This window comes from Cellulomonas aerilata, assembly GCF_007991755.1.
Taxonomy (GTDB): Bacteria; Actinomycetota; Actinomycetes; order Actinomycetales; family Cellulomonadaceae; genus Pengzhenrongella; species Pengzhenrongella aerilata.
The window spans coordinates 167,691-190,039 of sequence record NZ_BJYY01000001.1 but is presented as its reverse complement, the minus strand read 5'-3'; the positions used below and the strand labels follow the sequence as shown (position 1 = coordinate 190,039).

Sequence of the window (22,349 nt, the reverse complement as noted above, 5' to 3'; positions counted from 1 at the left end):
CGGTCAGAGCCAGTGGTTGCGGCGGAACAGCGCGTGCAGCCCGACGCACGCCGCGACGATGACGAGCAGCACGGCGTAGTACCCGTACCGCCAGTGCAGCTCGGGGATGTTGTCGAAGTTCATGCCGTAGATGCCCGCGATCGCCGTCGGGACGAGCGCGATGGCGGCCCAGGCGGAGATCTTGCGCATGTCCTCGTTCTGCCGCACCGCGACCCGGTTCTGCTCGACCGTCACCTGGGCCAGGTCGGCCTGCAGGACGTCGCTGAGCAGGTTGTCGTACCGCTCGATCGCGTCGGCGGCCCGCAGGACGTGGTCCTGCACGTCCCGGAAGTACGGCAGCGCCTCCGCGCCCATCCACCTCACCTCGCCGCTGACGAGCCGCTGCAGGGGGTGGACGAGGGGCACGACGGCGCGCCGGAAGTCCAGCACCTCCCGCTTGAGCTTGTAGATGCGCTCCGCGTGCTCGCCGCCGCGCCCGCTGAACACCTGCCCCTCGATCTCGTCGACGTCGACCTCGATGGCGTCGACCACGTCGAGGTAGTCGTCGACGACGAGGTCCAGCACGCGGTGCAGCACCGACGTCGGGCCGTGCGTGAGCAGCGAGGGGTCGGACTCCAGGTCCGCGCGGGCGCGGGACGGCACCTCGGTGTCGCCGTGCCGGACGGTGATGACGAAGTCCCGCCCGAGGAAGACGGCCAGCTCGGCGAGCTCGACGATCTCCTCGTGGTCGACGTACCGGGCCGGCTTGACCACGGCGAACGTCAGGTCGCCGTAGCGCTCGAGCTTGGGTCGCTGGTGCGCCTTGACGGCGTCCTCGACCGCGAGCTGCGGGAGCTCGAACGCGGCGGCGAGCTCGGCGAACTCGACCGCGGTGGGCTGGGTGAGGCCGATCCAGACGAAGCCGCCGTCCGTCCGGGCGGTGGCCCGCGCCCCGGCGAGGTCGGTCTGACCGGGTCGGCGTCGTCCCCCGGTGTACACGGCGCAGTCCACGATCACGCCGTGAGGCTACCCGCGGCGGGTCGGGCGGTGCGCCCGCAGGCGGGCGGGGCCAGGATGGCCGGGTGAAGGTGTCGCGCCGGTCCCAGGTCCCCCCGTTCGCCGTGATGGAGATCCTGGCGGCCGCGAACGCGCGGCGCGCCGCCGGGGAGTCGGTGCTGAACCTGTGCGCGGGTGAGCCGGCGACCGGGGCGTCGGAGGTGGTGCGACGGCGGGCCGCCGAGCTGCTGGCCGGCGGGGACCTGGGCTACACCGAGGCCATGGGTGCCCCGCCGCTGCGGGCGGCGATCGCCCGCCACTACGCGCACTGGTACGACGTCGACGTCGACCCCGCCCGCGTCGCGGTGACCACCGGGTCGTCGGGCGGGTTCATGCTCGCGTTCCTCGCCGCGTTCGACGTCGGTGACCGGGTGGCCCTCGCCCGCCCGGGGTACCCGGCCTACAAGAACATCCTCGCGGCGCTCGGCTGCGAGGTCGTCGAGCTCGCGTGCGGTCCGCAGACGCGCTACCAGCCCACCGTCGCCCAGCTCGAGGCGCTGGACGGCCCCCTCGACGGGCTCGTGGTGGCGAGCCCGGCCAACCCCACCGGGACGATGATCCGCGAGGAGGAGCTCGCCGCGCTCGCGTCCTGGTGCGCCGCGCACGGCGTCCGGCTGGTCAGCGACGAGATCTACCACGGCATCACCTACGGCGGGCCGGGTGCCGCCGGCCCGGCGACGGCCGCGCAGTACCTCGACGACGGCGCCGTCGTCGTCAACTCGTTCTCCAAGTACTGGGCGATGACCGGGTGGCGCCTGGGCTGGATGGTGCTCCCCGAGGACCTCGTGGCCGCGGTCGACGCGCTGGCCGGCAACGTGGCGCTGTGCCCGCCCGCGCTCGCCCAGCACGCCGGGGTCGCCGCGCTGAGCCCCGAGGGGTACGCCGCGGCGCAGGAGAACGTCGACCGCTACGCCGTGTGCCGGGACCTGCTGCTGGCCCGGCTGCCCGAGCTCGGGTGGTCGAGGGTCGCACCGGCCGACGGCGCGTTCTACCTGTACGCGGACGTGTCCGGGTCGGGTCTGGACTCGGTGACCTGGTGCGCCCGGCTGCTCGACGAGGCGGGCGTCGCCCTGACCCCGGGCAGCGACTTCGACGGGGTCGACGGCGACGCGTGGGTGCGGCTGTCGTTCGCGTCGTCGGTCGAGGTGGTCGGGGAGGCCGTCGACCGGGTGGTGGCCTGGCAGCGCACGCTGTGACCCCGGCACGAGGGGCGGACCCGGCCGCCCGAGGGGACGGACCGCACCGGCCGCCAGGGCCGGTGGGCTGACGGTGAGGAGAGCGCGATGAGGTGTCCGCTGGACGTCGGTGTCGACCTGGTGATGACCGAGCGGCAGGGCGTGGAGATCGACTACTGCCCTACCTGCCGCGGGGTGTGGCTGGATCGCGGCGAGCTCGACAAGATCCTCGACCGCGCAGCCGAGCTGGCACCCTCGCCGGCTCCGGCCGGGCCGGCCCCCAGGGTGCCGGTCCACGACCCCGGTGCGCCCTCCACCGGTGGCTACGGCGTCGGCGGGTACCCGCCCGCCGGGGCGTACGGCGACGACGACCGGCGCTACGCCCGCCCCGACGACCGGCCCCGCTCCGACGACCCCCGCCGGTACGACGACGACGACCGTCGCCGCTACGGGGAGGACCGGTCCCGGTACGAGCGCCACGGTGAGCGGGGGCACGACCCGCGCCGCAAGCGCAAGGAGTCCTGGCTCGGGGACCTGCTCGACTTCGGCTAGGCCGGCGCAGGGCCCGCGCAGGGCCCGCGCAAGGCCCGCGCAGGGGGACGGCGCGACGCGTCAGCCGTGGGCCGAGCGGGCTCGCCGGGGTCCGGCGCGTCCCCGGCGCTGGCCGTCGACCCGCCATGATGAGACCCATGGCCCAGCAGACCCGCGTCATCACCACGGACGACCTCGACGGCTCGGAGGGCGCACGGACGTACGCCTTCTCCTGGGGCGACACCTCGTACGAGATCGACCTGACCGACGCCCACCGCGACGAGCTCCTGCGCGCGCTGGAGCCGTACATCTCGAGCGGTCGCCGCACCTCGCCGCGACGGACGGCCCGGCCGGCGTCGTCGTCCGCGTCGGCCTGACGCCCGGCGCGGTCCGGCGAGAGGGATCGGCCCCCGGCCGCGTACCCTGTCCACGGACGACAACTGAACGCGACATGCTGCTCGAACCGCGGCGGGAGAGCCCTCCCGCACCGGCCGCCCGTCCCCGACGGACGCGCCGGACGCGCGAGGCGCCGAAGGAGCAACCCTCCCCGGGAAACTCTCAGGCCCCCGTACCGCCACGGCGAGGCAACTCTGGAAAGCAGCCGGCCCCGCACGACGACGGGTCCGGCTCACCGACGGTGCAAGCCGGCGCGCCCCGGGCCCCGCGAGGGGCCACGGCGGACCGGCCAAACTCTCAGGTCGGCGACCCCTGCGGACGCTGGATGACAGAGCGGGGAGGCCACCACCCGTCCCCGGCGAGAGCCGGGCGAACCCGGAGCCGCCACGTGACCCAGCTGGACCAGACCGCGCCCGACCGCACCGCGCCCGACCGCACCGTGCCCGACCGCACCGCGCGCGACCGGACGCCGGCCGGCGTCGACCAGACGTCCCGCACCCACCTCGACCGCGACGCGCTCGCGCACCGCACCGACGCCGCCGAGGACTTCGCCGACCGGCACATCGGCCCGCGCAGCACCGAGGTCGCGCACATGCTCGCCCAGCTGGGGTTCGACTCCATGGACGAGCTCGTCGACGCCGCGGTGCCGGCGTCGATCCGCACCGACCGCCCGCTGGACCTGCCCGCCGCGCGCAGCGAGGAGGAGGTCCTCGCGGCACTGCGCGCGATCGCCGCGAAGAACACCGTGATGACGCAGATGATCGGCCTGGGCTACTCCGACACCGTCACGCCGCCCGTCATCCGCCGCAACGTGCTCGAGTCGCCGGCCTGGTACACGGCGTACACGCCCTACCAGCCCGAGATCTCCCAGGGCCGGCTGGAGGCGCTGCTCAACTTCCAGACCGTCGTCGCGGACCTCACCGCCCTGCCGGTCGCGAACGCGTCGCTGCTCGACGAGGCCACCGCGGTCGCCGAGGCCGCCATGCTCATGCGCCGCGCGGTCAAGGGACGCCCGGGCGGCGTCGTCGTCGTGGACGCCGAGTGCCTGCCGCAGACGATCGAGGTGACCCGGGGCCGAGCCGACGCGGCCGGGCTGCCGCTGGTGGTCGCCGACCTGCGCGACGGGCTGCCGGAGGGACTGGGCGGCGAGGACGGCGTCGTGGGCGTGGTGCTGCAGCAGCCGGGCGTGTCCGGCGTCGTGCGGGACCTGCGCCCCGTCATCGCGCAGGCCAAGGGCGCCGGCGCGCTCGTCGCCGTGGCCGCGGACCTGCTGTCGCTGACGCTGCTGACGCCGCCCGGCGAGCTCGGCGCCGACGTCGCGGTGGGCAGCGCGCAGCGGTTCGGCGTCCCGCTGTTCTACGGCGGCCCGCACGCCGCGTTCATGGCCGTGCGCACGGGCCTGGAGCGGATGCTCCCGGGCCGGCTGGTCGGCGTCTCGATCGACGCGGACGGCGACCGCGCGTACCGCCTGGCGCTGCAGACCCGGGAGCAGCACATCCGCCGCGAGAAGGCGACGAGCAACATCTGCACCGCCCAGGCGCTGCTGGCGATCGTGGCGTCGATGTACGCCGTGCACCACGGCCCGGACGGCCTGCGGGCGATCGCCGAGCGGGTGCACGGCCGCGCCGTGGCGCTCGCGGACGGGCTGCGGGCAGCCGGCGTGGGCGTCGAGCACGAGGTCTTCTTCGACACCGTCCGGGCGCTCGTGCCCGGGTCGGCCGCGGCCGTGGTCCGCGCCGCCGCCGAGCGGGGCATCAACGTGTGGGCCCCGGACGCCGACCACGTGCAGGTCGCGTGCGACGAGACGACGACCGTCGCGCACGTGACGGCGGTGCTCGCGGCGTTCGCGGCGGCCGGAGCGGGCACGGCGTCCGGGACGGCGTCCCCCGTCGACCCCCCTGCGGACCCGCGACCCACCGACCTGCCCGCCGACCTGCGGCGCACCAGCGACTACCTCACGCACCCCGTCTTCCACGCGCACCGCTCGGAGACGGCGATGCTGCGGTACCTGCGCCGGCTGTCCGACAAGGACCTGGCGCTGGACCGCACGATGATCCCGCTGGGCTCGTGCACGATGAAGCTCAACGCGACCGTCGAGATGGAGCCCGTCTCCTGGCCCGCGTTCGCGTCCATCCACCCGTTCGCCCCGCGCGAGCAGGCCGCCGGCTACACCGAGCTCATCGAGACGCTCGAGTCGTGGCTGGCCGAGATCACCGGCTACGCCGCGGTGTCGGTGCAGCCCAACGCCGGGTCCCAGGGCGAGCTCGCCGGGCTGCTCGCGATCCGCGACTACCACCGGGCCGAGGCCGGCCCCGACGACCTGCCGCGCGACGTGTGCCTCATCCCGGCGTCCGCGCACGGGACGAACGCGGCGTCGGCCGCGCTCGCGGGCATGCGCGTCGTGGTGGTGGCCACCGCCGAGGACGGCTCCGTCCAGCTCGACGACCTGCGCGCCAAGCTGGACCAGCACGGCCCGCGGGTCGCCGCGATCATGATCACCTACCCCTCCACGCACGGCGTGTACGAGGAGGAGGTCCGCACGGTGTGCGACCTCGTGCACGCCGCGGGCGGCCAGGTCTACATCGACGGGGCGAACCTCAACGCGCTCGTGGGGCTCGCCCGGCCGGGCGAGTTCGGTGGCGACGTGTCGCACCTGAACCTGCACAAGACGTTCTGCATCCCGCACGGCGGCGGCGGGCCCGGCGTCGGACCGGTCGCGGTCGGTGCGCACCTGGCGCCGTACCTCCCGGGGCGCGGGGTGACGGCGCCGGTGTCCGCGGCGCCGTTCGGGTCGGCCGGCATCCTGCCGATCTCGTGGGCGTACGTCGCCCTCATGGGCGGGGAGGGGCTGCGCCGGGCGACCGAGACCGCCGTCCTGGGCGCGAACTACCTCGCCTCCCGCCTCACCGACCACTACCCCGTGCTCTACACCGGGCCGCGCGGCCTGGTCGCGCACGAGTGCATCCTGGACCTGCGCGCGATCACCAAGCAGACCGGCGTCACGGCGGAGGACGTCGCCAAGCGCCTCATGGACTACGGGTTCCACGCACCGACCCTGTCCTTCCCCGTGCCGGGCACGCTCATGGTGGAGCCCACCGAGAGCGAGGACCTGGCCGAGCTGGACCGCTTCGTCGACGCGCTGGTCGCGATCCGCGGCGAGATCGACGCCGTCGCCGCCGGACGCTGGGCGCTGGCCGACTCCCCGCTGCGGGGCGCGCCGCACACGGCAGCCGCGGTGACCAGCGACGACTGGAGCCGCCCGTACGGCCGTGAGCTCGCGGCGTACCCGCTGGCGTCCCTGCGCGCCGACAAGTACTGGCCGCCGGTGCGCCGCATCGACGGTGCGCACGGGGACCGCAACCTGGTCTGCTCGTGCCCGCCGGTCGAGGCCTACGAGCAGGGGCCGGTGGACCTGTGAGCGTGGTCGGCTCCGCGGGACCGCCGCCGGAGCGCACGGGGCCGCTGCACGACGAGCACGTCGCCCTGGGCGCCGCGCTGACCCCGTTCGCCGGGTGGTCCATGCCGCTGCGGTACTCCAGCGACCTCGCCGAGCACACCGCGGTGCGGGCCGCGGCCGGCCTGTTCGACCTGTCGCACATGGGCGAGATCCGGGTCACCGGGCCGGACGCCGCGGCGATGCTCGACCACGCCCTGGTCGGGCACCTGTCGGCGGTGGGGGTCGGGCGCGCCCGCTACACGATGATCTGCGCCGAGGACGGCGGGGTCCTCGACGACCTCGTCGTCTACCGGCCGGGCGTGGACGACTACCTCGTCGTGGCGAACGCGTCCAACGCCGACCTGGTGCTCGCCGAGCTGGTGGCCCGCGGGGCCGGGTTCGACGTCGCGGTGACGGACGAGTCGGCCGTCACCGCGCTGGTCGCCGTCCAGGGCCCGCGAGCGGTCGAGATCGTCACCTCGGTCACCGCGCCGGACGACGTCGCGGCGGTGACGGGGCTGCGCTACTACGCGGGGCTGCGGGCGACCGTGGCCGGCACGCCGGTCATGGTGGCGCGGACCGGGTACACCGGCGAGGACGGATTCGAGCTGTTCGCACCGGCCGACCGGGCCGTGCCCCTGTGGCGCGCGCTGCTCGCGGCCGGTGCCCCGCTCGGGCTCGTCCCGGTGGGCCTCGCGGCGCGCGACAGCCTGCGTCTGGAGGCCGGGATGCCGCTGTACGGCAACGAGCTGGACCGGACGACCACCCCCTTCGACGCCGGGCTCGCCCGCGTGGTCCGGCTGGACAAGACCCGGCCCGACGGCGAGCCGGTCGCCTTCGTCGGGCGCGCCGCGCTGGCCGCCCGCGCCGAGGCGGAGCCGGCTCGCGTGCTCGTCGGGCTCCGCGGGCTGGGCCGTCGAGCCGCCCGGCACGGCTACCCGGTGGTGCGGTCGGCGGGTGACCTCGCGGACGTCGTCGGCGAGGTCACGTCCGGGGCGCCGTCGCCCACGCTCGGCCACCCCGTCGCGATGGCCTACGTCGCGCCGGAGGTCGCCGCGCAGGGGACCGAGCTCGCCGTGGACGTGCGCGGCCGCGCCGAACCCGTGCGCGTGGTGGCCCTGCCCTTCTACCGTCGACCTGCGGGCGCACCTGCCGCCGCGCCGGCACCCCTGCAGCCCACGCCCGCCCCGACCCTGGAGACCTGAGTGACCGACTTCCCCGAGCACCTGAGCTACACCGCCGAGCACGAGTGGCTGCAGGAGGGCGACCCCGCGACGTTCGGGATCACCCGGACCGCGGCTGACGCCCTCGGTGAGCTGGTCTACGTGGAGCTGCCCGCGGTGGGCGACGAGGTGACCGCGGGCTCGGTGTGCGGGGAGGTCGAGTCGACCAAGTCGGTGTCCGAGCTGTTCTCCCCGGTGACCGGGACGGTCGCGGAGGTCAACCAGGCCGCCGTGGACGACCCCGCGCTGGTCAACTCCGACCCGTACGGCGAGGGCTGGCTGCTGCGCGTCTCGGTCACCGGGACGGGCCCGCTGCTGTCGGCCGAGGAGTACCGCGGTCAGGTCGAGTCCTGAGCCGTGCGCCTCGGCGCCCTGACCTGCACCTTCGCCGTAGCGCACGCCCGCGGAGAGGTCCGGGAGGCGCGCGGCCAAGATCTCGGGTGAAACCCGCGTCATAGCCGGCGGGGTCGTGCGTCTCTCCTGGTGACAAGAACAGTGGCTGTGTCCAGGCTCCCGCCGATGCACGCCGCGTGGAACACCTGGAGGTCACCGTGAGCACTCTCGAGCTGGTCAGGCCGGTTGCGGCTCCCGCACCCGTCGCCGAGCCCCTGACGCGCCGCGAGCTCGTCGTCCTGGAGCACCTCTCCGAGGACGTCACTCTCGAGGAGATCGCGACGACGCTCTTCGTCACGCGCAACACCATCAAGTCGCAGGTGCGCAGCCTGTACCGCAAGCTCGGCGTCTCCACCCGCGCCGACGCCGTCGCCTGGGCCTACGCCGCCGGTCTGCGCTGACCCACGCCCGTCCCCCCGGGCGGCCGCCTCGCCGCCGGTGAGGCAGGGTGGTCGGCGTGCCGACGACCTCGACCGACCGACCCGCTGCCGGTGACCCGGTCCCCGGTGGGCGTGGTGGCGCCGGTCGTGGCGCCCCCGGTGGGCCCGCACCTCGGGCCCGGGCGTGGTGGGGCACCGCGGTCCGGCGGACGCCGGGCGTCGCCGCGGTCCTCGTGGTCGCCGTCGCGTGCCTCGTCACGGCGGCTCGCGTGCCGCTGTCGGCCCTGCTGCTGGCGATCGCCGTCGGCGCCCTGGCCCGCAACCTGCACGCCGTCCCGCGGGCCCTCGAGCCGGGGCTGACCTGGTCGTCCCGGCGCCTGCTGCGCGCCGGCGTCGTCCTGCTCGGGCTGCAGTTGGCCCTCACCGACGTGCTCAGGCTCGGGCTCGGTGAGATCGGCGTCCTCCTGCTGACCGTCGCTGCCACGTACACCGCCACCCTGGTCGCCGGACGCCGGCTGGGCGTCGGCCGCCCGCTGCGCCTGCTGGTGGCCACGGGCTTCTCGATCTGCGGCGCCGCCGCGGTCGCCGCCATGGCTCCGGTCGCCGACGCGGACGACGACGACGTCGCCACCGCCATCGCCCTCGTGACGCTCTACGGCAGCGGCACCATCCTGCTCGTCCCCGTGCTCGCGCGCGCGCTCGGGCTGGCCGACCGCACGGCAGGGCTGTGGGCTGGGCTGGCCGTGCACGAGGTCGCCCAGGTCGTCGCCGCGGCGGGCGCCGTCTCCGGGGTCGCGCTGGCCGCCGCCGTGGTCGCCAAGCTCGCTCGCGTCGTGCTGCTCGCTCCCCTGGTCGCGGGTGTCGGCGTCGTCCTGCACCGCACCGCACCGCGCGACGGACGCGCCCGCCCGCCGCTGCTGCCGCTCTTCGTCGTGGGGTTCCTCGCCGCGGTCGCGGTGCGCAGCACCGGGCTGCTCACGGACCGCGTGCTCACCCACGCCGCCGTGCTCACCACGGTGCTGCTCGCCGCCGCCATGGTCGGGCTCGGCGCTCAGGTGGACGTCCGCCGCCTGCTGCGCACGGGCGGCCGGCCGCTGGCGCTCGGCGCCGTCTCGACGATCGTGGCGCTCGCCGTCAGCCTCGGCGGGCTCGTGGTGGTCACGTAGGGGAGACTGCGCGCCATGGCGCCGCCCTCGCCCGACCTGCCCACGCCCGCCCCACCCGCGCCCGCCGCAGCCACGCCCGCCGCAGCCCCGCCCGCCGCAGCCACGCCCGCCCCACCCACGCCCGCCGCAGCCACGCCCGCCGCACCCACGCCCGTGCTCGTGGTCGCGGCCGCGATCGTCGACGACCTCGGTGCCCCGCGACGGCTGCTCGCCGCCCGCCGCGCCCAGCCGGTCAGCCTGGCCGGACGGTGGGAGTTCCCCGGCGGGAAGGTCGAGCCCGGCGAGGACGTCCTGGCGGCGGTGCACCGCGAGCTCGCCGAGGAGCTCGGCGTCGAGGTCGAGCTGGGGACCGAGCTCGTCGGGCCGGAGGGCGGCGCGTGGCGGCTGTCGGACCGGTACGTCATGCGGCTCTGGACGGCGCGGGTCACCGTCGGGGAGCCGCAGCCGCTGGTGGAGCACGACGAGCTGCGCTGGCTGGACGCCGGGGACTGGCTCGCGGTGCCCTGGCTGGACGCGGACGTCCCGATCGTGCACGCGCTCGCGCGGAGCCTGCACGTGCCCGTCGAGCCGCCTCCGGCGCCGTCCGCACCATCGCCCGGGTCGTCGTCCGCGCCCCCGCCGGTTTCACCCTGAGCGAACGAGCGGACGCTGGCACTCTCGTTGCGAGAGTGCTAAAAAATCGCTGTAGCCACCCGGGCCGGGGACCTCCGGACCGGGAGCATCCGGGCCCCGGCGGCCGGGGCCTTCGTGGGACGAGGAGGTGATGGGTGTGGCTACGCGTTACGACCCCTTCCAGGAGATGGACCGCCTGATGGGGCAGGTGTTCGGCTCGGCCAAGGCGGCCGGCACGATGCCGATGGACCTCTACCGGTCCGGCGACCACTACGTCCTGCACGTCGACCTGCCCGGTGCCGACCCGGGGACGATCGACGTCAACATCGAGGACCGCACGCTGACGATCCGCGCGCAGCGGACCTCGCGGACCGAGCAGGACGTCCAGTGGCTCGTCAACGAGCGGCCCAGCGGCACGTACGCGCGTCAGCTCACCGTCGGGCGCGGTCTCGCCCTGGACAAGATGGGCGCGACGTACGCCGACGGCGTGCTGACGCTGACCATCCCGGTGGCCGAGGAGTCCAAGCCGCGCCGCGTCGAGGTGCAGCACGTGGCGTCCGGCGCGGACGCCAAGCAGATCAACAGCTCGGCGCCGTCGACGCAGGGCTGACGCCTCGGGGCACGGCGGCCGCACACCGCCGTGCCCCACCGGACCGGCGGCGCTGGTCCCACGGCGAGACCGATCCACTGGTCAGGACATGACCCCGGTCGACCTGGACCGGACGTGCGGTCAGACCCGTGTGGCCAGCGTCGCCCTGACCGTCCGCGCGGCGCCGACCAGGTGCCGCAGCGCCGGGTCCACCTCCTCGTAGCGGCGGGTCTTGAGCCCGCAGTCCGGGTTGACCCACAGCAGCGTCGGGTCGACCGAGCGGACCGCCTCGGTGAGCAGCGACGTGATCTCGTCCTCGCTCGGGACCCGCGGGGAGTGGATGTCGTACACCCCGGGGCCGATGCCCCGCGGGTACCCTTGGTCCGCGAGGTCGACGAGGATCTCCATCCGCGACCGGGCCGCCTCCACGCTCGTGACGTCCGCGTCCAGGCCGTCGATCGCGCCGATGACCTGCCCGAACTCCGAGTAGCACAGGTGCGTGTGGACCTGGGTCTCGTCGCGCACGCCGGAGGTCGCCAGCCGGAAGGCCGTCACCGACCAGTCGAGGTAGGCCGGGTGGTCCACGGTGCGCAGGGGCAGCAGCTCGCGCAGCGCGGGCTCGTCGACCTGGATCACCGCGATGCCGGCGGCCTCGAGGTCGCCGATCTCGTCCCGCAGCGCCAGGGCGACCTGGCGGGCGGTGTCGGCGAGCGGCTGGTCGTCGCGCACGAACGACCACGCCAGGATCGTCACCGGACCCGTGAGCATGCCCTTGACCGGCTTGGTGGTGAGCGACGCGGCGTACGTGGACCAGCCGACCGTCATGGGCGCCGGCCGGCTGACGTCCCCCCACAGGATCGGCGGCCGCACGCAGCGCGAGCCGTAGGACTGCACCCAGCCGTTGACCGTCGCGGCGAACCCCGTGAGCTGCTCGGCGAAGTACTGCACCATGTCGTTGCGCTCCGCCTCGCCGTGCACGACGACGTCCAGGCCGATGTCCTCCTGCAGCGCCACCACCCGGCGGATCTCGGCGCGCATCGCGTCCTCGTAGTCGGCGGTGCTCAGCGCGCCGCGGGCGTGCGCCGCCCGCGCGGCGCGGATCTCGGCGGTCTGCGGGAACGACCCGATGGTCGTGGTGGGCAGCGGCGGCAGGTCCAGCCGGGCCTCCTGCGCGGCCCGCCGCACCGGGTAGTCCGAGCGGCGCAGCGCGTCGCCGGTCAGGGAGGCCAGCCGGTCGCGCACCTGGGGGCGGACGACGCCGTCGGCGGTCCGGCGGGTCCCGTGGGCGACGGACGCGGCCGTGAGGTGGTCGGCGACCGCGTCCGGGCCCTCGGTCAGGCCGCGGGCCAGGGCGACCACCTCGCGCACCTTCTGGTCGGCGAACGCCAGCCAGGTCCGCAGCGTGGGGTCGAGGTCCGGCTCGTCGTCGACGTCGTGCGGCACGTGCAGCAGCGACGTGGACGTCGACACGGTGACCGCGACGTCCGGGCCGAGCGCCTCGCGCAGCCCGGTCAGCCGGTCCAGGGCGGCGGCCAGGTCGGTGCGCCAGACGTTGTGCCCGTCCACCACGCCCGCGACCACGGTCTTGCCGGCCAGCCCGGCCACCGGCCCGGCCGGGACGGCGCCGCGCACGAGGTCGAGCCCGATCGCGTCGACGTCGGACGCGGCCAGGACCCCGAGCGCGTCGCCGACGTCGCCGTACGGGGCCGTGACCAGGACGCAGGGCCGCTGGTCCGCGGGCAGGTCGGTGGTCAGCGCGGCCAGCGCCCGCTCGAGCGCGCGGTGCACCTGCCCGGCGGGGACGTCGAGCAGGTCGGAGACCAGCGCCGGCTCGTCCAGCTGCACCCAGGTCGCGCCGGCCGCGGCGAGCTCGCGCAGCAGCCGGGCGTAGACGGGCAGCAGGTCGTCCAGCCGGTCGAGCGGGTGGAAGCCGTCGGGCGCGTCGGCCGACGTCTTGGACAGCAGCAGCAGCGTCACCGGGCCGACGACGACGGGCCGGGTCGCGACGCCCTCGGCGAGCCCCTCGGCGACCTCGCGGACCACGCGGTCGTCGGCGTACCGCAGCGGCGTGGCCGGGCCGATCTCCGGGACGAGGTAGTGGTAGTTCGTGTCGAACCACTTCGTCATCTCCAGCGGCGCCAGTCCCTCGGTGCCGCGGGCGAGCACCGAGTACGCCGCCAGGTCGAGGCCGGTGGGGCTCTGCCCCGGGTCCCCGGCGCCGTCGGCGGGTGCGAGGTGCGCGAACCGCTCCGGCAGCGCCCCCACGGTCACCGCGGCGTCGAGCACCTGGTCGTAGAACGAGAACGACGACGGGATCGCCGGTGCGTCCGTCGGCAGCCCGAGCTCGGCCAGCCGCGTCCGGGTGCGGGTGCGCAGCGCGGCGCCGGTCCGCTCCACGTCGCCGGCGTCGGCGCGGCCGGACCAGAACGCCTCGATCGCCTTCTTGAGCTCCCGGCGGGGGCCGATGCGGGGATAGCCGAGGACGGTCGCCGCCGGGAACGGACACGCGCTCATGGAGCTCCTTGGGTCTCGAGGTCGTGCGGGTGGGGGATGACGGACGGGATCGGGGGTGGCGGTCCGAGCGGCCGGGACGGCCCGGCGACCGACGCCTCCGCCAGCCCCGCGCCTTCCACGAGGGCGAGCGCGGCCCGGTGCCGGTTGAACGTGTAGACGTGCAGACCGGGGGCCCCGCCGTCCAGCACGGCGTTGGCGAGGTCGACGCTGGCGCGGGTGCCGATGCGGTGCCGCTCGTCCTCGTCGTCGGTGGCCAGCAGGCGGCCGAGCAGGTCCGCCGGGACGGTCACCCCGGTCATCTGCTCCAGGCGCAGCAGCCGGGCGGGGTCGGTCGTGGGGAACACGCCGGCCAGGATCGGGATGCTCACGCCGAGGGCGCGCGCGTCCCGCACGAGGTCGAGGTAGGTCCGGGCGTCGAAGAACACCTGGGTGATGGCGAAGTCGGCCCCGGCGGCCTGCTTGGCGACGAGGGACTGCAGGTCCCGCGCGCGCCGCTCCTCGGGGGACTCCGGGCCGGGGTGGCCGGTCGGGAACGCGGCCACGGCGATGCTCAGCTTGTGCGCCGCCCCGCGCAGCGCACCACTCGCCGACGAGCCGCACCGGGCGTGCTCCACCTCGCGGATGAGCTCGACGAGCTCGGAGGCGCGGGTGAGCCCGCCGGGGTGCGGGCGCCACTCGGCGGCGCCGGTGGGCGGGTCCCCGCGCAGGGCGAGGAACGTCCGCACGCCCTCGTCGAGGAACTCCTCGATGACCGTGACGAGGTCCCGACGCGTGGCGCCCACGCAGGTCAGGTGCGCGATCGGCAGCACGTGCGTCTCGGCGAGCAGCCGCCGGACGAGCTCGCGCGTGGTGGCCCGGGTGGACCCGGACGCGCCGTAGGTCACCGACATGAAGTCCGGGCGCACGCGGGCGAGCGCCTCGACGGTGCGCCACAGCGTCGCGGTGGCCTCCGGCGTGCGGGGTGGGAACAGCTCGAAGGACACGGTCGGACGGTCGATCGCCGCGGGGCCGTGCGTGAGCCCCGGGCGGCGTGCGGGTACGGGTGCGGGCATGGCTCTCCATCGCTCCCGGCCGAAGCACCCACTCCCTCCGAGCGAGGGGGGTTGCTGCGGCGTCGTCGAGCCGGGTCTCTCAGCCGCTCTGGATGGTGTGCGCGAGCATAGGCGCGCGTCCTGGCCCGGGCAACGACCCCGGCGGGCGGGTCAGCGCACCGCGGCGAGGGCGCCGAGGCGGGCGAGGCGGTCCGCCCAGGACGCCTTCGCGGCGCTGACGGCCGCCGCGTCGGCCAGGCGGCGGTGCTGGACCGCGACCCGGGTCGCGTCGTCCCGGACCGCCTGCACCCGGACCACGACGCGCGAGCCGTCCGGCATGGTCCAGCGGACCGAGCGCTCCGCCGTCCGGCCGGTGACCTCCACCGGCACGTCCAGCCAGCGCTCGCGGGCCGCGTCGTCGGCGAGCAGCCGGTACGCGTCGCCGACCGGGAGCGCCACGGTCCTGGACGCGCTCGACTCGAACAGGCCGTCGGCGCGCTGCCCGGGCGCCCGCATACCGCGCTCCTGCTCGTAGCCGACCGTGATCCCCTGGGCCCACCACGCGTCCACCCCCTGGGCCACGACCAGCCAGGCGGCGATGTCGCGGTGCGACCAGCCGGTCGCGCCCTGCCCGTCGAGCAGCGCGAACCAGTGCGCCCGCGGCTCGCCGGTGGCGGCCGCCATCGCGTCGTCGCCGACCATCCCGGTGTGGGCGCGCGTGTGGGCCCTGGCAGGCGCGGGGGAGGCGCCGGGTGTGCGCGGGGCGGGGGGCGTCATGGGCGGCATGGCCAGCACCCTAGGGCGCACCGCCCGGCGTCCGGGCGCTGCCCAGCACGTGGTGGGTGACCGGGGTGGGCACCTGCGTCACCGGGTACCGCAGCGCACGCAGGTCGGTGACCGCGACGCCGGCCGCCGTGAGGGTGCCCACCGGGTCTCGGGAGGTGTGGCAGCCGCCGGTGAGCAGCGGCCACACGGTCGCGTCCAGGGTCCGCTGGACCACCCGCAGCCCGCGGGTGGGCGCGACGGCGTGCTCGAGGAACCGCACGGTCCCGCCGGGACGCAGGACGCGGACGACCTCCGCCACCGCGGCACGCGGGTCCGCGACGGAGCACAGCACCAGGCACAGGACGGCGGCGTCCGCGCTGCGGTCGGGCAGCGGGAGCCGCTCGGCCGTCCCCGGCCGGACGGTGACCGGCACGGGCGCCGACGCCGCGGCCGCCGTCGCGAGCGCCCGCAGGCTCGGCTCGGGCTCCACGGCCTGGACCCGGGTGACGCCCGGCGGGTAGTGGGCGAACATCCGCCCGTTCCCGGCGCCGACCTCCACCACCGTCCCGGCCAGCCCGCGCACGAGCTCCGCGCGCAGGTCCGCCAGGCCCTCGGCGTCCATCCGCGCGCTGGCCCGCGCGTACAGGCGGGCGAACACGGGGTGCGGCCGGTCCTGGGGACCGCCGCCGCCCGGGTCGCCGCCGTGGTCGTCGCCGTCGTCGCCGTGGTCGCCGTGGCGGGACGGTCCGGTCTGGCTCACCCGACGCATCATGCTCCGATCCGGGCGACTCCTGGTCCGGTCGGCCCGACGGGGTGGGCGACCGGTTCCGGGCGCTAGCGTGCGGCCAGGGTCGCGCGACGGCGGGCGGCCACGGGGACCGGGAGGGACGCATGTCGCAGCACACCGCAGCGCACGTCGGGGGCGGTCCGGCCGCGGTCGGGGGCAGCGTGGTCGTCGAGCTGGGCGGTCCGGACGCCGCCGGGCCGGGCGGTGACCCCGGGCGTCCGGAGCGGCTGCCCGACGTCACCACGGCGGACCTGCGCGGGGCGCTGGACGAGCTGCTGGACACGCGCAACGCGATGACGCGGGTGCTGCTCGGCGGCCGCCCGGACCACGCGCCGGCGGACTGACCGGCTGCCAGCGCCCGGCTCGCCGGGTCGCTCGGCGCGCCGGCCGGCCGGGCCGTCAGGCGCGCCGGTCCGGCGGGGTGGGCAGCGCGGACCACGTGGCGCCGTGCTGACCGGTCAGGGCCCGCGGGACGCCGTCGACGGCCAGGACGTTGCGGCTCCCCACCTGCGGTGCCGGCGGGTCGGTCCAGCCGTCGTAGGTCAGGACGCCCGGTGACTCGTTGCTGATCCAGGTCGCGTCCAGGTCCCGCACCCGTCGGACGAACTCGGTGCGCCGGGCCTCGGGGAGGTAGGCGAGCACGGCGGTGTGGAGGACGACGAGGCGGGCGCCGGACGGTGCCTGGGCGGCGGTCCGCTCCAGCGCCTCCACGAGGTCGCCGCGCACGATCCTCGGCGGGTCCGCCGCGACGAGCCGGGCGGCGGCGTGCAGCCGGGCCAGCCGCTCGTCCTGACCGGGCCAGACCAGCGCCGACAGCCACGCCAGGTCGTCCGGGTCGGTGACGTCGACGGGGGCCAGGTCGATCCCCGCTCGCCAGGCCACGTCCGGCAGCCGGGTGGGCACGTCGTCGGGCGGGTCGAGGCGGCACGGCAGGACCACCGGGCCGGGCCCGTCCGGCGGGTCCAGCCGGACCGGGCCGTCCACGGTGTCGTACCGGTAGCTGTACCGGTCCGGGAGCAGGCACAGCCCGGCGGACGCGCCCACCTCCAGGAGGGCGACCGGGCCGTCGACCGCGGCCAGGTGCGGCAGCAGGGTCGCGCAGCGGCCGGCCTCGTTGGTCTGCGTGCTCCGCCGGGCGGTCACCTCGGCGACGTCCTCCCAGTGCGCGAGCAGCCAGGACCGCAGGTCCGGCCAGGTCCCGTCCGGTGCGCCGAGGTACCGGGCGGCGCCCAGGACGAGGTTCGGCTGGCGCCGGGGCCGGGGCAGTGCGTCGATCAGCGCGAGCACCCGGTCGTCGCCGGCGATGCCGGCGGCCCACTCGCTCAGCACGGGCGACGCGTCACGGGTGTCCTGCTCGGCGAAGCGGGCGTACCAGGCCGCCGTGGTCGTGGGGGCGTCCAGCGGATCCATGCCGGTCAGGCTAGGTCGGCGGGACCGGCAGGGTCCGCACGAGGGCCGGGGTGACGCAGCGGGCTCAGATCGCGGCCAGGGCGGCGCGGACCCGCTTCTCCGACACGGGCGAGGGCGTCCCGAGCCCCTGCGCGAACAGGCTGACCCGCAGCTCCTCGAGCATCCAGCGCACGTCCGCCAGCGCCGCGACCTTGGCCGGGTCGGGCGGGCCCGCCGCGACCCGGGCGCGCGCCGCGTCCAGCAGCCCTTCGAGGTCGTGCACCTTCCAGGCGAGCTCGGCGTCCCGGTTCGGGTTGTCGGCCGCCTTGGCAAGCCGGTGCTGCGCGGCGCGCAGGTACCGGGTCAGGTGCCGCAGGCGCTCGGCACCCGTCTCCGAGACGAACCCGTCGTGGACGAGCGCCGCGGCCTGCTCGCGCACGTCCTGCAGGGTGTTCAGCAGCGCGAGGCTGGTGCCGGACCGGACCGCGGCGTCGAGCTCGCGCGCGGCGGTGAGCGCCGCGACGAGGTCGGTGACGACCCGGTGGACGACGTCCTCCAGGCGTGGGCGGACGGCGTCGCGCAGGGCGCGGTACGCGTCGGCGTCCCGGACGGCTCCGCCGTCGGGCCGCTCGGACATGAGCGCGTCCACGGCGGCGAGCTGGACGTCGGCGACCAGCGCCTCCGTCGTCCGGTACGGGCTGGAGGCCAGCGTCAGCGCCTGCGTGCCGCTCCACCGCGTGGTGACCCGCGACGTGGCCAGCGCGGTCTCGGCGAGCAGCAGCCGGCGGACCCCGCGCCGGTGCGCGGACGCCTGCTGCATGGGATCGGCCAGGACCCGCAGGGCGACGGTCGGCTCGTGCCGGGGTCCGGGCTCCTCGACCAGGGCCGGGAACCCGCGCACGACCACCCCGCCCGGCAGGCTCGTCTGGACGGCCTCGGGCAGGTGCCCGCCGGGCACGTCCGCGGGCCACGTCGTCAGGCCGGTGCGCTCGGCGACCGGCGCCGGGAGCGTCGGCGCGGCGGGGTCGCCCGCGTGGTGGTCGCCCGTGCCGGCCGGGCCCGTCCCGTCCGGGGTGCCCGCGGCGCCGGCGCCGGCGGTCGCGCCGTCGCGGGCGGCCTCCCGCATCGCGTCGCGGACGGCGGACCGCACCGCGACCCGGACGGCGTCCTGGGTGCGTGCCGCCAGTCGGCGCTGGAGCGCCACCAGGTCCTTGCCCTCGTCCAGCACGACCGCGCCGCCGCCGCGCTCCTCCTCGACCCGGAACGTCAGGCGCAGGTGCGCGGGCAGGCGCTCGTCGTCCCACGCCTCCGGCGGCACGACGACGTCCCGCAGCGCCCGCACGGCGGAGGCGACGGCCTCGTGGAACGACGGCGCGAGGTCGGCGGCCCGCACGGTGTCCGCCCAGCCCGCCATGTGCGCGTCGATCCAGGCGACGACGTCCCGGGCGACGTCCGGCGCGGGGACGAGCTGCACGCGGACCGGCTTGGGCAGGGACCGGATCAGCGCGACCACGAGCTCCTCGCGCAGCCCCGGCACCATCCAGTCGAAGCCCTCGGGACGGACCCGGTTGAGGACGACGAGCGGGACGTGCACGGTGACGCCGTCGGCGTCGGTGCCCGGCTGGAACTGGTAGGTGAGCGGCAGCTCGAGGTCGCCCTGCGGCCACACGGAGGGGAAGTCGGCCTCGCTCACGTCGGCGTCGTCGGCGACGAGCATGCTCAGCGTGAAGTCCAGCAGGTCGGGCTTCTCGCGCCGGGCGGACTTCCACCAGGTGTCGAAGTGCCGGGAGGAGACGACGTCGGCCGGGATGCGCTCGTCGTAGAAGGCGAAGAGGGCGTCGTCGTCGACCACGAGGTCCCGGCGGCGGGCGCGGTGCTCCAGGCTCTCCGCCTGCGCCAGCAGCGCGCGGTTGTCGTGGAAGAAGGCGTGGTGGGTGGTCCACTCGCCCTCGACGAGCGCGTGCCGGATGAACAGCTCGCGGGCGTGCTCCGGGTCGACCTTGGCGTACAGCACGCGGCGCTGGGCGACGATCGGGACGCCGTAGAGCAGCACCCGCTCGAACGCCATCGCGGCGCCCTGCTTGGTGGACCAGGTCGGCTCGGAGTAGGTCCGCCGCACCAGGTGGGCGGCCAGCTCCTCGGCCCACTCCGGCTGGATGCGGGCGGCGTCGCGGGCCCACAGGCGCGAGGTCTCCACGAGCTCGCCGGCCATGACCCACGCGGGTGGCTTCCGGGACAGCGGCGAGCCAGGGAAGATCGCGAACCGCACGCCGCGGGCGCCCACGTACTCGTTGCGGCCGCCCTTGCGCGGCTTCCCGGGCGGCGGCTTGCGGTCACCGCCCTTGGGGGCGGCCCGGACGTCGTTGACCTCCTGCATGCCGATCTGGCTGAGCAGCCCCGACAGCAGGGACACGTGGATGCGGTCGGCGTCCCAGTCCAGGCGCAGGCTCTGCGTCCCGTCGCCGGTGTCGGACGCCAGCGCGTCCTGGGCGGCGCCGGGGGCGGTGCGCCGTCGGGGGGCGGCGGACGACGTGGTGGTGCCGGGCGTGGTGGCGGCCGTGGCGGCCGGTGCCGGCGCGCCCGGTCCGGGCTCGGCGGGTCGGCGCGGCGGCTCGACGCGGATGCCCAGCGGCTTGGCCATCTCCCGCAGCTGGGTGACGACGTCCTGCCACTCGCGCAGCCGCAGGTAGTTGAGGTGCTCGGCGCGGCACAGCCGCCGGAACGCCGACCCGGACAGCTCGCGCTGGGAGTCCTTCACGTACTGCCACAGGTTGAGGTAGCTGAGGAAGTCCGACGAGGGGTCGGCGAACCGGGCGTGCAGCTGGTCCGCCTGGGGGCGCTGCTCGGCGGGACGCTCGCGCGGGTCCTGAATGGACAGCGCGGCGGCGATGACCATGACCTCGCGCGCGACGCCGCGGCGCCCGCCCTCGACGATCATCCGGGCCAGCCGCGGGTCCATCGGCAGCTGGGCGAGCGCGCGGCCGGTCTCGGTGAGGAGCTGGGCCGGGGCCGCGGCGCCGTCCTGGGCTGCCGGGTCCTGCGAGGGGTCCTGTGCGACGCCGTCCTGCGTGACCGGGTCCTGGGCGGTGCCGGCCGTCCCCGGCGCGCGGCTCGCCAGCGCGCCGAGCTCGGTGAGGAGCTGCACGCCGTCGCGGATGGCGCGCACGTCCGGCGGCTCCACGAACGGGAAGCGGGCGACGTCGTCCGGGGTGGCGGCCACCCCCACCGCGACCATCTGCAGGATGACGGCGGCCAGCGACGTGCGCAGGATCTCCGGCTCGGTGTACTCCGGCCGGGACGCGAAGTCCTGCTCGGAGTAGAGCCGGATCGCGATGCCCTCCGCGACGCGCCCGCAGCGGCCCGAGCGCTGGTTCGCGCTGGCCTGGGAGATCGGCTCGATCGGCAGCCGCTGGACCTTGGTGGCCTTGGAGAAGCGCGAGATGCGGGCGGTGCCGGGGTCGATGACGTACCGGATCCCGGGGACGGTCAGCGACGTCTCGGCGACGTTGGTGGCCAGGACGACCCGGCGCGTCCGGTGCGGCTCGAACACCCGGTGCTGCTCGGCGGAGGACAGCCGGGCGTACAGCGGGACGATCTCGACGGCGTCCGGGTGCCGTGGGTCGGTGACGCGCGGACCGAGCGCCCCGGTGAGCGCGTCCTCGGCGTCGCGGATCTCCCGCTCGCCGGACAGGAACACGAGGATGTCGCCGGGGCCCTCCGCGCAGAGCTCGTCGACCGCCTCGGTGAGGGCGGTCATCAGGTCGCGGTCCTCGCGCGGCGCCGTGGGCGCTCCGGTCCCGGCTGACGACCTGCGGCGGAGCGGCGTGCCCAGCTCGGGCTCCAGGTCGTCGTCCGCCGCGCCGACGTCCTCGGCGGACAGGGGGCGGTAGCGGATCTCGACCGGGTAGGTCCGGCCGGTGACCTCGACGACCGGCGCCGGCACGCCGTCCGGGTGCTCGGCGGTCGGTGGGCCGGCGAAGTGCGCGGCGAACCGCTCGGAGTCGATGGTCGCCGAGGTGATGACGACCTTGAGGTCCGGGCGCTGGGGCAGCAGCCGGGTCAGGTACCCGAGGATGAAGTCGATGTTGAGGGAGCGCTCGTGCGCCTCGTCGATGATCAGCGTGTCGTAGCCGCGCAGCATCGGGTCGCGCTGGATCTGCGCGAGCAGGATGCCGTCGGTCATGACGCGGACGAGCGTCTCGTCGGACGAGGTGTCCGTGAACCGGACCTGGTACCCGACGATCTGGCCCAGCTCGGTGCCGACCTCCTCGGCGATCCGCTCGGCCACGGTCCGGGCGGCGATCCGGCGCGGCTGGGTGTGGCCGATCTGGCCGTCGCGCCCGCGGCCCAGGTCGAGCAGGATCTTGGGCAGCTGGGTCGTCTTCCCCGAGCCGGTCGCGCCGGCGACGATGACGACCTGGTGGTCGCGGATGGCGGCGGCGATGTCGTCGCGCCGGCCGGACACCGGCAGCTCGGCCGGGTAGGCGAGCGGCGGGACGACGACGCCGCGGCGGACCTCGGCCTTGCGCGCGACGCGGGCGACCTGGCGGCGGTCGAGCTCGGCCGGGTCGTGCGGGCGGGTACGGAACGGCCGGGCGGTGCGGTCGGGGCGCTGAACGGTGCTGAGGCGGGTCGCGTCGCCGGTGCTGGGGTCGCTGGTGCCCTCGGGGTGCCGGTCGGCGCGGGGGGCGCCTTGCTGCCGCGGGCCTCGACCCGAGGACCCGCGACGGCGTCGCGGACGGGGGGACGGAGCCCCGGGAGCCGTCGCGGGCGCGGGCTGGGGCCGCGCGGCAGGGCGGTCGACGTCACTCATCGTCGACCATCCTCCCCGACCGGCCGACCTGGGTCGCGGCGAAGGCTGCTCCACGGTCCACGGCCGAGCCCCGACAGCTGCACCGAGGCGACGCCGCTCGTCGCCGCGTCCGGC

18 protein-coding genes and 2 riboswitches are annotated in these 22,349 nt (G+C 76.1%); of the genes, 11 read left to right on the top strand and 7 right to left on the bottom strand.

Features of this window, described 5'->3' with window-relative positions:
- Positions 1–3 precede the first annotated feature (3 nt).
- Positions 4–996 carry a magnesium and cobalt transport protein CorA gene (locus CAE01nite_RS00805; RefSeq protein WP_146898557.1) on the bottom strand — a complete coding sequence of 331 codons (993 nt, stop codon included), beginning with the start codon at positions 994–996 and terminating at the stop codon, positions 4–6.
- A 65-nt stretch (positions 997–1,061) separates the two neighbouring features.
- Between CAE01nite_RS00805 and CAE01nite_RS00800 the strand changes: the two genes are divergently transcribed.
- The 10 genes from CAE01nite_RS00800 (at position 1,062) to CAE01nite_RS00755 (ending at position 10,957) form a co-directional block, all read left to right on the top strand.
- A complete protein-coding gene (locus tag CAE01nite_RS00800) occupies positions 1,062–2,231 on the top strand; it encodes a pyridoxal phosphate-dependent aminotransferase (protein ID WP_146898555.1) in 1,170 nt (389 codons plus the stop codon).
- Between the two features lie 87 nt (positions 2,232–2,318).
- The gene (locus CAE01nite_RS00795) at positions 2,319–2,762 is read left to right on the top strand and encodes a TFIIB-type zinc ribbon-containing protein (RefSeq protein WP_146898553.1); all 444 of its coding nucleotides are present in this window, start codon (positions 2,319–2,321) and stop codon (positions 2,760–2,762) included.
- Between the two features lie 137 nt (positions 2,763–2,899).
- Entirely contained in the window at positions 2,900–3,118 is a 219-nt protein-coding gene (locus CAE01nite_RS00790; RefSeq protein WP_186816355.1) for an Lsr2 dimerization domain-containing protein, read from the top strand.
- An 82-nt stretch (positions 3,119–3,200) separates the two neighbouring features.
- A riboswitch (glycine riboswitch) is annotated at positions 3,201–3,325 on the top strand.
- A gap of 374 nt (positions 3,326–3,699) precedes the next feature.
- Positions 3,700–6,555: an aminomethyl-transferring glycine dehydrogenase gene (gcvP, locus tag CAE01nite_RS00785; protein ID WP_246130963.1), complete on the top strand. Its 2,856-nt coding sequence runs from the start codon at positions 3,700–3,702 to the stop codon at positions 6,553–6,555.
- Positions 6,552–7,778, top strand: a complete 1,227-nt coding sequence (gene gcvT, locus CAE01nite_RS00780) for a glycine cleavage system aminomethyltransferase GcvT (protein ID WP_246130919.1) — start codon at positions 6,552–6,554, stop codon at positions 7,776–7,778. The genes gcvP and gcvT overlap by 4 nt, the downstream gene beginning before the upstream one ends.
- The gene (gene gcvH / locus CAE01nite_RS00775; RefSeq protein WP_146898550.1) at positions 7,779–8,150 is read left to right on the top strand and encodes a glycine cleavage system protein GcvH; all 372 of its coding nucleotides are present in this window, start codon (positions 7,779–7,781) and stop codon (positions 8,148–8,150) included.
- A gap of 197 nt (positions 8,151–8,347) precedes the next feature.
- Positions 8,348–8,590: a LuxR C-terminal-related transcriptional regulator gene (locus CAE01nite_RS00770; RefSeq protein WP_146898549.1), complete on the top strand. Its 243-nt coding sequence runs from the start codon at positions 8,348–8,350 to the stop codon at positions 8,588–8,590.
- Between the two features lie 56 nt (positions 8,591–8,646).
- Positions 8,647–9,735, top strand: a complete 1,089-nt coding sequence (locus CAE01nite_RS00765; RefSeq protein ID WP_246130918.1) for a YeiH family protein — start codon at positions 8,647–8,649, stop codon at positions 9,733–9,735.
- 153 nt (positions 9,736–9,888) lie between these two features.
- The gene (locus tag CAE01nite_RS00760) at positions 9,889–10,368 is read left to right on the top strand and encodes a (deoxy)nucleoside triphosphate pyrophosphohydrolase (RefSeq protein ID WP_281285545.1); all 480 of its coding nucleotides are present in this window, start codon (positions 9,889–9,891) and stop codon (positions 10,366–10,368) included.
- A gap of 136 nt (positions 10,369–10,504) precedes the next feature.
- Positions 10,505–10,957 (top strand): Hsp20/alpha crystallin family protein, encoded by a 453-nt coding sequence (locus tag CAE01nite_RS00755; RefSeq protein ID WP_146898547.1) that lies wholly within the window; start codon positions 10,505–10,507, stop codon positions 10,955–10,957.
- Between the two features lie 120 nt (positions 10,958–11,077).
- On the opposite strand, the gene metE is transcribed toward CAE01nite_RS00755, so the two are convergent.
- The 4 genes from metE to CAE01nite_RS00735 form a co-directional block, all read right to left on the bottom strand.
- On the bottom strand, positions 11,078–13,450 hold the full coding sequence (gene metE / locus CAE01nite_RS00750) for a 5-methyltetrahydropteroyltriglutamate--homocysteine S-methyltransferase (RefSeq protein ID WP_146898546.1): 2,373 nt from the start codon (positions 13,448–13,450) through the stop codon (positions 11,078–11,080).
- Positions 13,447–14,502 (bottom strand): methylenetetrahydrofolate reductase, encoded by a 1,056-nt coding sequence (locus CAE01nite_RS00745; protein ID WP_146898545.1) that lies wholly within the window; start codon positions 14,500–14,502, stop codon positions 13,447–13,449. The genes metE and CAE01nite_RS00745 overlap by 4 nt, the downstream gene beginning before the upstream one ends.
- A 3-nt stretch (positions 14,503–14,505) precedes the next feature.
- Positions 14,506–14,601, bottom strand: a riboswitch (SAM riboswitch).
- Positions 14,602–14,652: 51 nt separating this feature from the next.
- Complete coding sequence (locus tag CAE01nite_RS00740) at positions 14,653–15,267, bottom strand: hypothetical protein (protein ID WP_146898543.1); 615 nt, start codon at positions 15,265–15,267, stop codon at positions 14,653–14,655.
- 10 nt (positions 15,268–15,277) lie between these two features.
- Positions 15,278–16,006 (bottom strand): class I SAM-dependent methyltransferase, encoded by a 729-nt coding sequence (locus CAE01nite_RS00735; RefSeq protein ID WP_246130917.1) that lies wholly within the window; start codon positions 16,004–16,006, stop codon positions 15,278–15,280.
- A gap of 131 nt (positions 16,007–16,137) precedes the next feature.
- Here CAE01nite_RS00735 and CAE01nite_RS00730 point away from each other — a divergent pair, with 131 nt between their 5' ends.
- Positions 16,138–16,377, top strand: coding sequence for a hypothetical protein (locus tag CAE01nite_RS00730; protein ID WP_146898541.1), 240 nt, complete (start codon positions 16,138–16,140; stop codon positions 16,375–16,377).
- Positions 16,378–16,432: 55 nt separating this feature from the next.
- Here the strand turns inward: CAE01nite_RS00730 and CAE01nite_RS00725 are convergent, their stop codons facing one another.
- Positions 16,433–17,443, bottom strand: a complete 1,011-nt coding sequence (locus tag CAE01nite_RS00725; RefSeq protein ID WP_146898539.1) for a DUF2332 domain-containing protein — start codon at positions 17,441–17,443, stop codon at positions 16,433–16,435.
- 64 nt (positions 17,444–17,507) lie between these two features.
- Complete coding sequence (gene hrpA, locus CAE01nite_RS00720) at positions 17,508–22,235, bottom strand: ATP-dependent RNA helicase HrpA (protein ID WP_146898537.1); 4,728 nt, start codon at positions 22,233–22,235, stop codon at positions 17,508–17,510.
- Positions 22,236–22,349: the final 114 nt, after the last annotated feature.

Excerpts from the sequence above, each read along its gene's own strand:
- CAE01nite_RS00795 (WP_146898553.1), top strand. The coding sequence starts at position 2,319 with ATGAGGTGTCCGCTGGACGTCGGTGTCGACCTGGTGATGACCGAGCGG.
- CAE01nite_RS00790 (WP_186816355.1), top strand. The coding sequence starts at position 2,900 with ATGGCCCAGCAGACCCGCGTCATCACCACGGACGACCTCGACGGCTCG.
- hrpA (WP_146898537.1), bottom strand. The coding sequence starts at position 22,235 with ATGAGTGACGTCGACCGCCCTGCCGCGCGGCCCCAGCCCGCGCCCGCG.
- CAE01nite_RS00740 (WP_146898543.1), bottom strand. The coding sequence starts at position 15,267 with ATGCCGCCCATGACGCCCCCCGCCCCGCGCACACCCGGCGCCTCCCCC.
- CAE01nite_RS00725 (WP_146898539.1), bottom strand. The coding sequence starts at position 17,443 with ATGGATCCGCTGGACGCCCCCACGACCACGGCGGCCTGGTACGCCCGC.
- metE (WP_146898546.1), bottom strand. The coding sequence starts at position 13,450 with ATGAGCGCGTGTCCGTTCCCGGCGGCGACCGTCCTCGGCTATCCCCGC.
- CAE01nite_RS00745 (WP_146898545.1), bottom strand. The coding sequence starts at position 14,502 with ATGCCCGCACCCGTACCCGCACGCCGCCCGGGGCTCACGCACGGCCCC.
- CAE01nite_RS00730 (WP_146898541.1), top strand. The coding sequence starts at position 16,138 with ATGTCGCAGCACACCGCAGCGCACGTCGGGGGCGGTCCGGCCGCGGTC.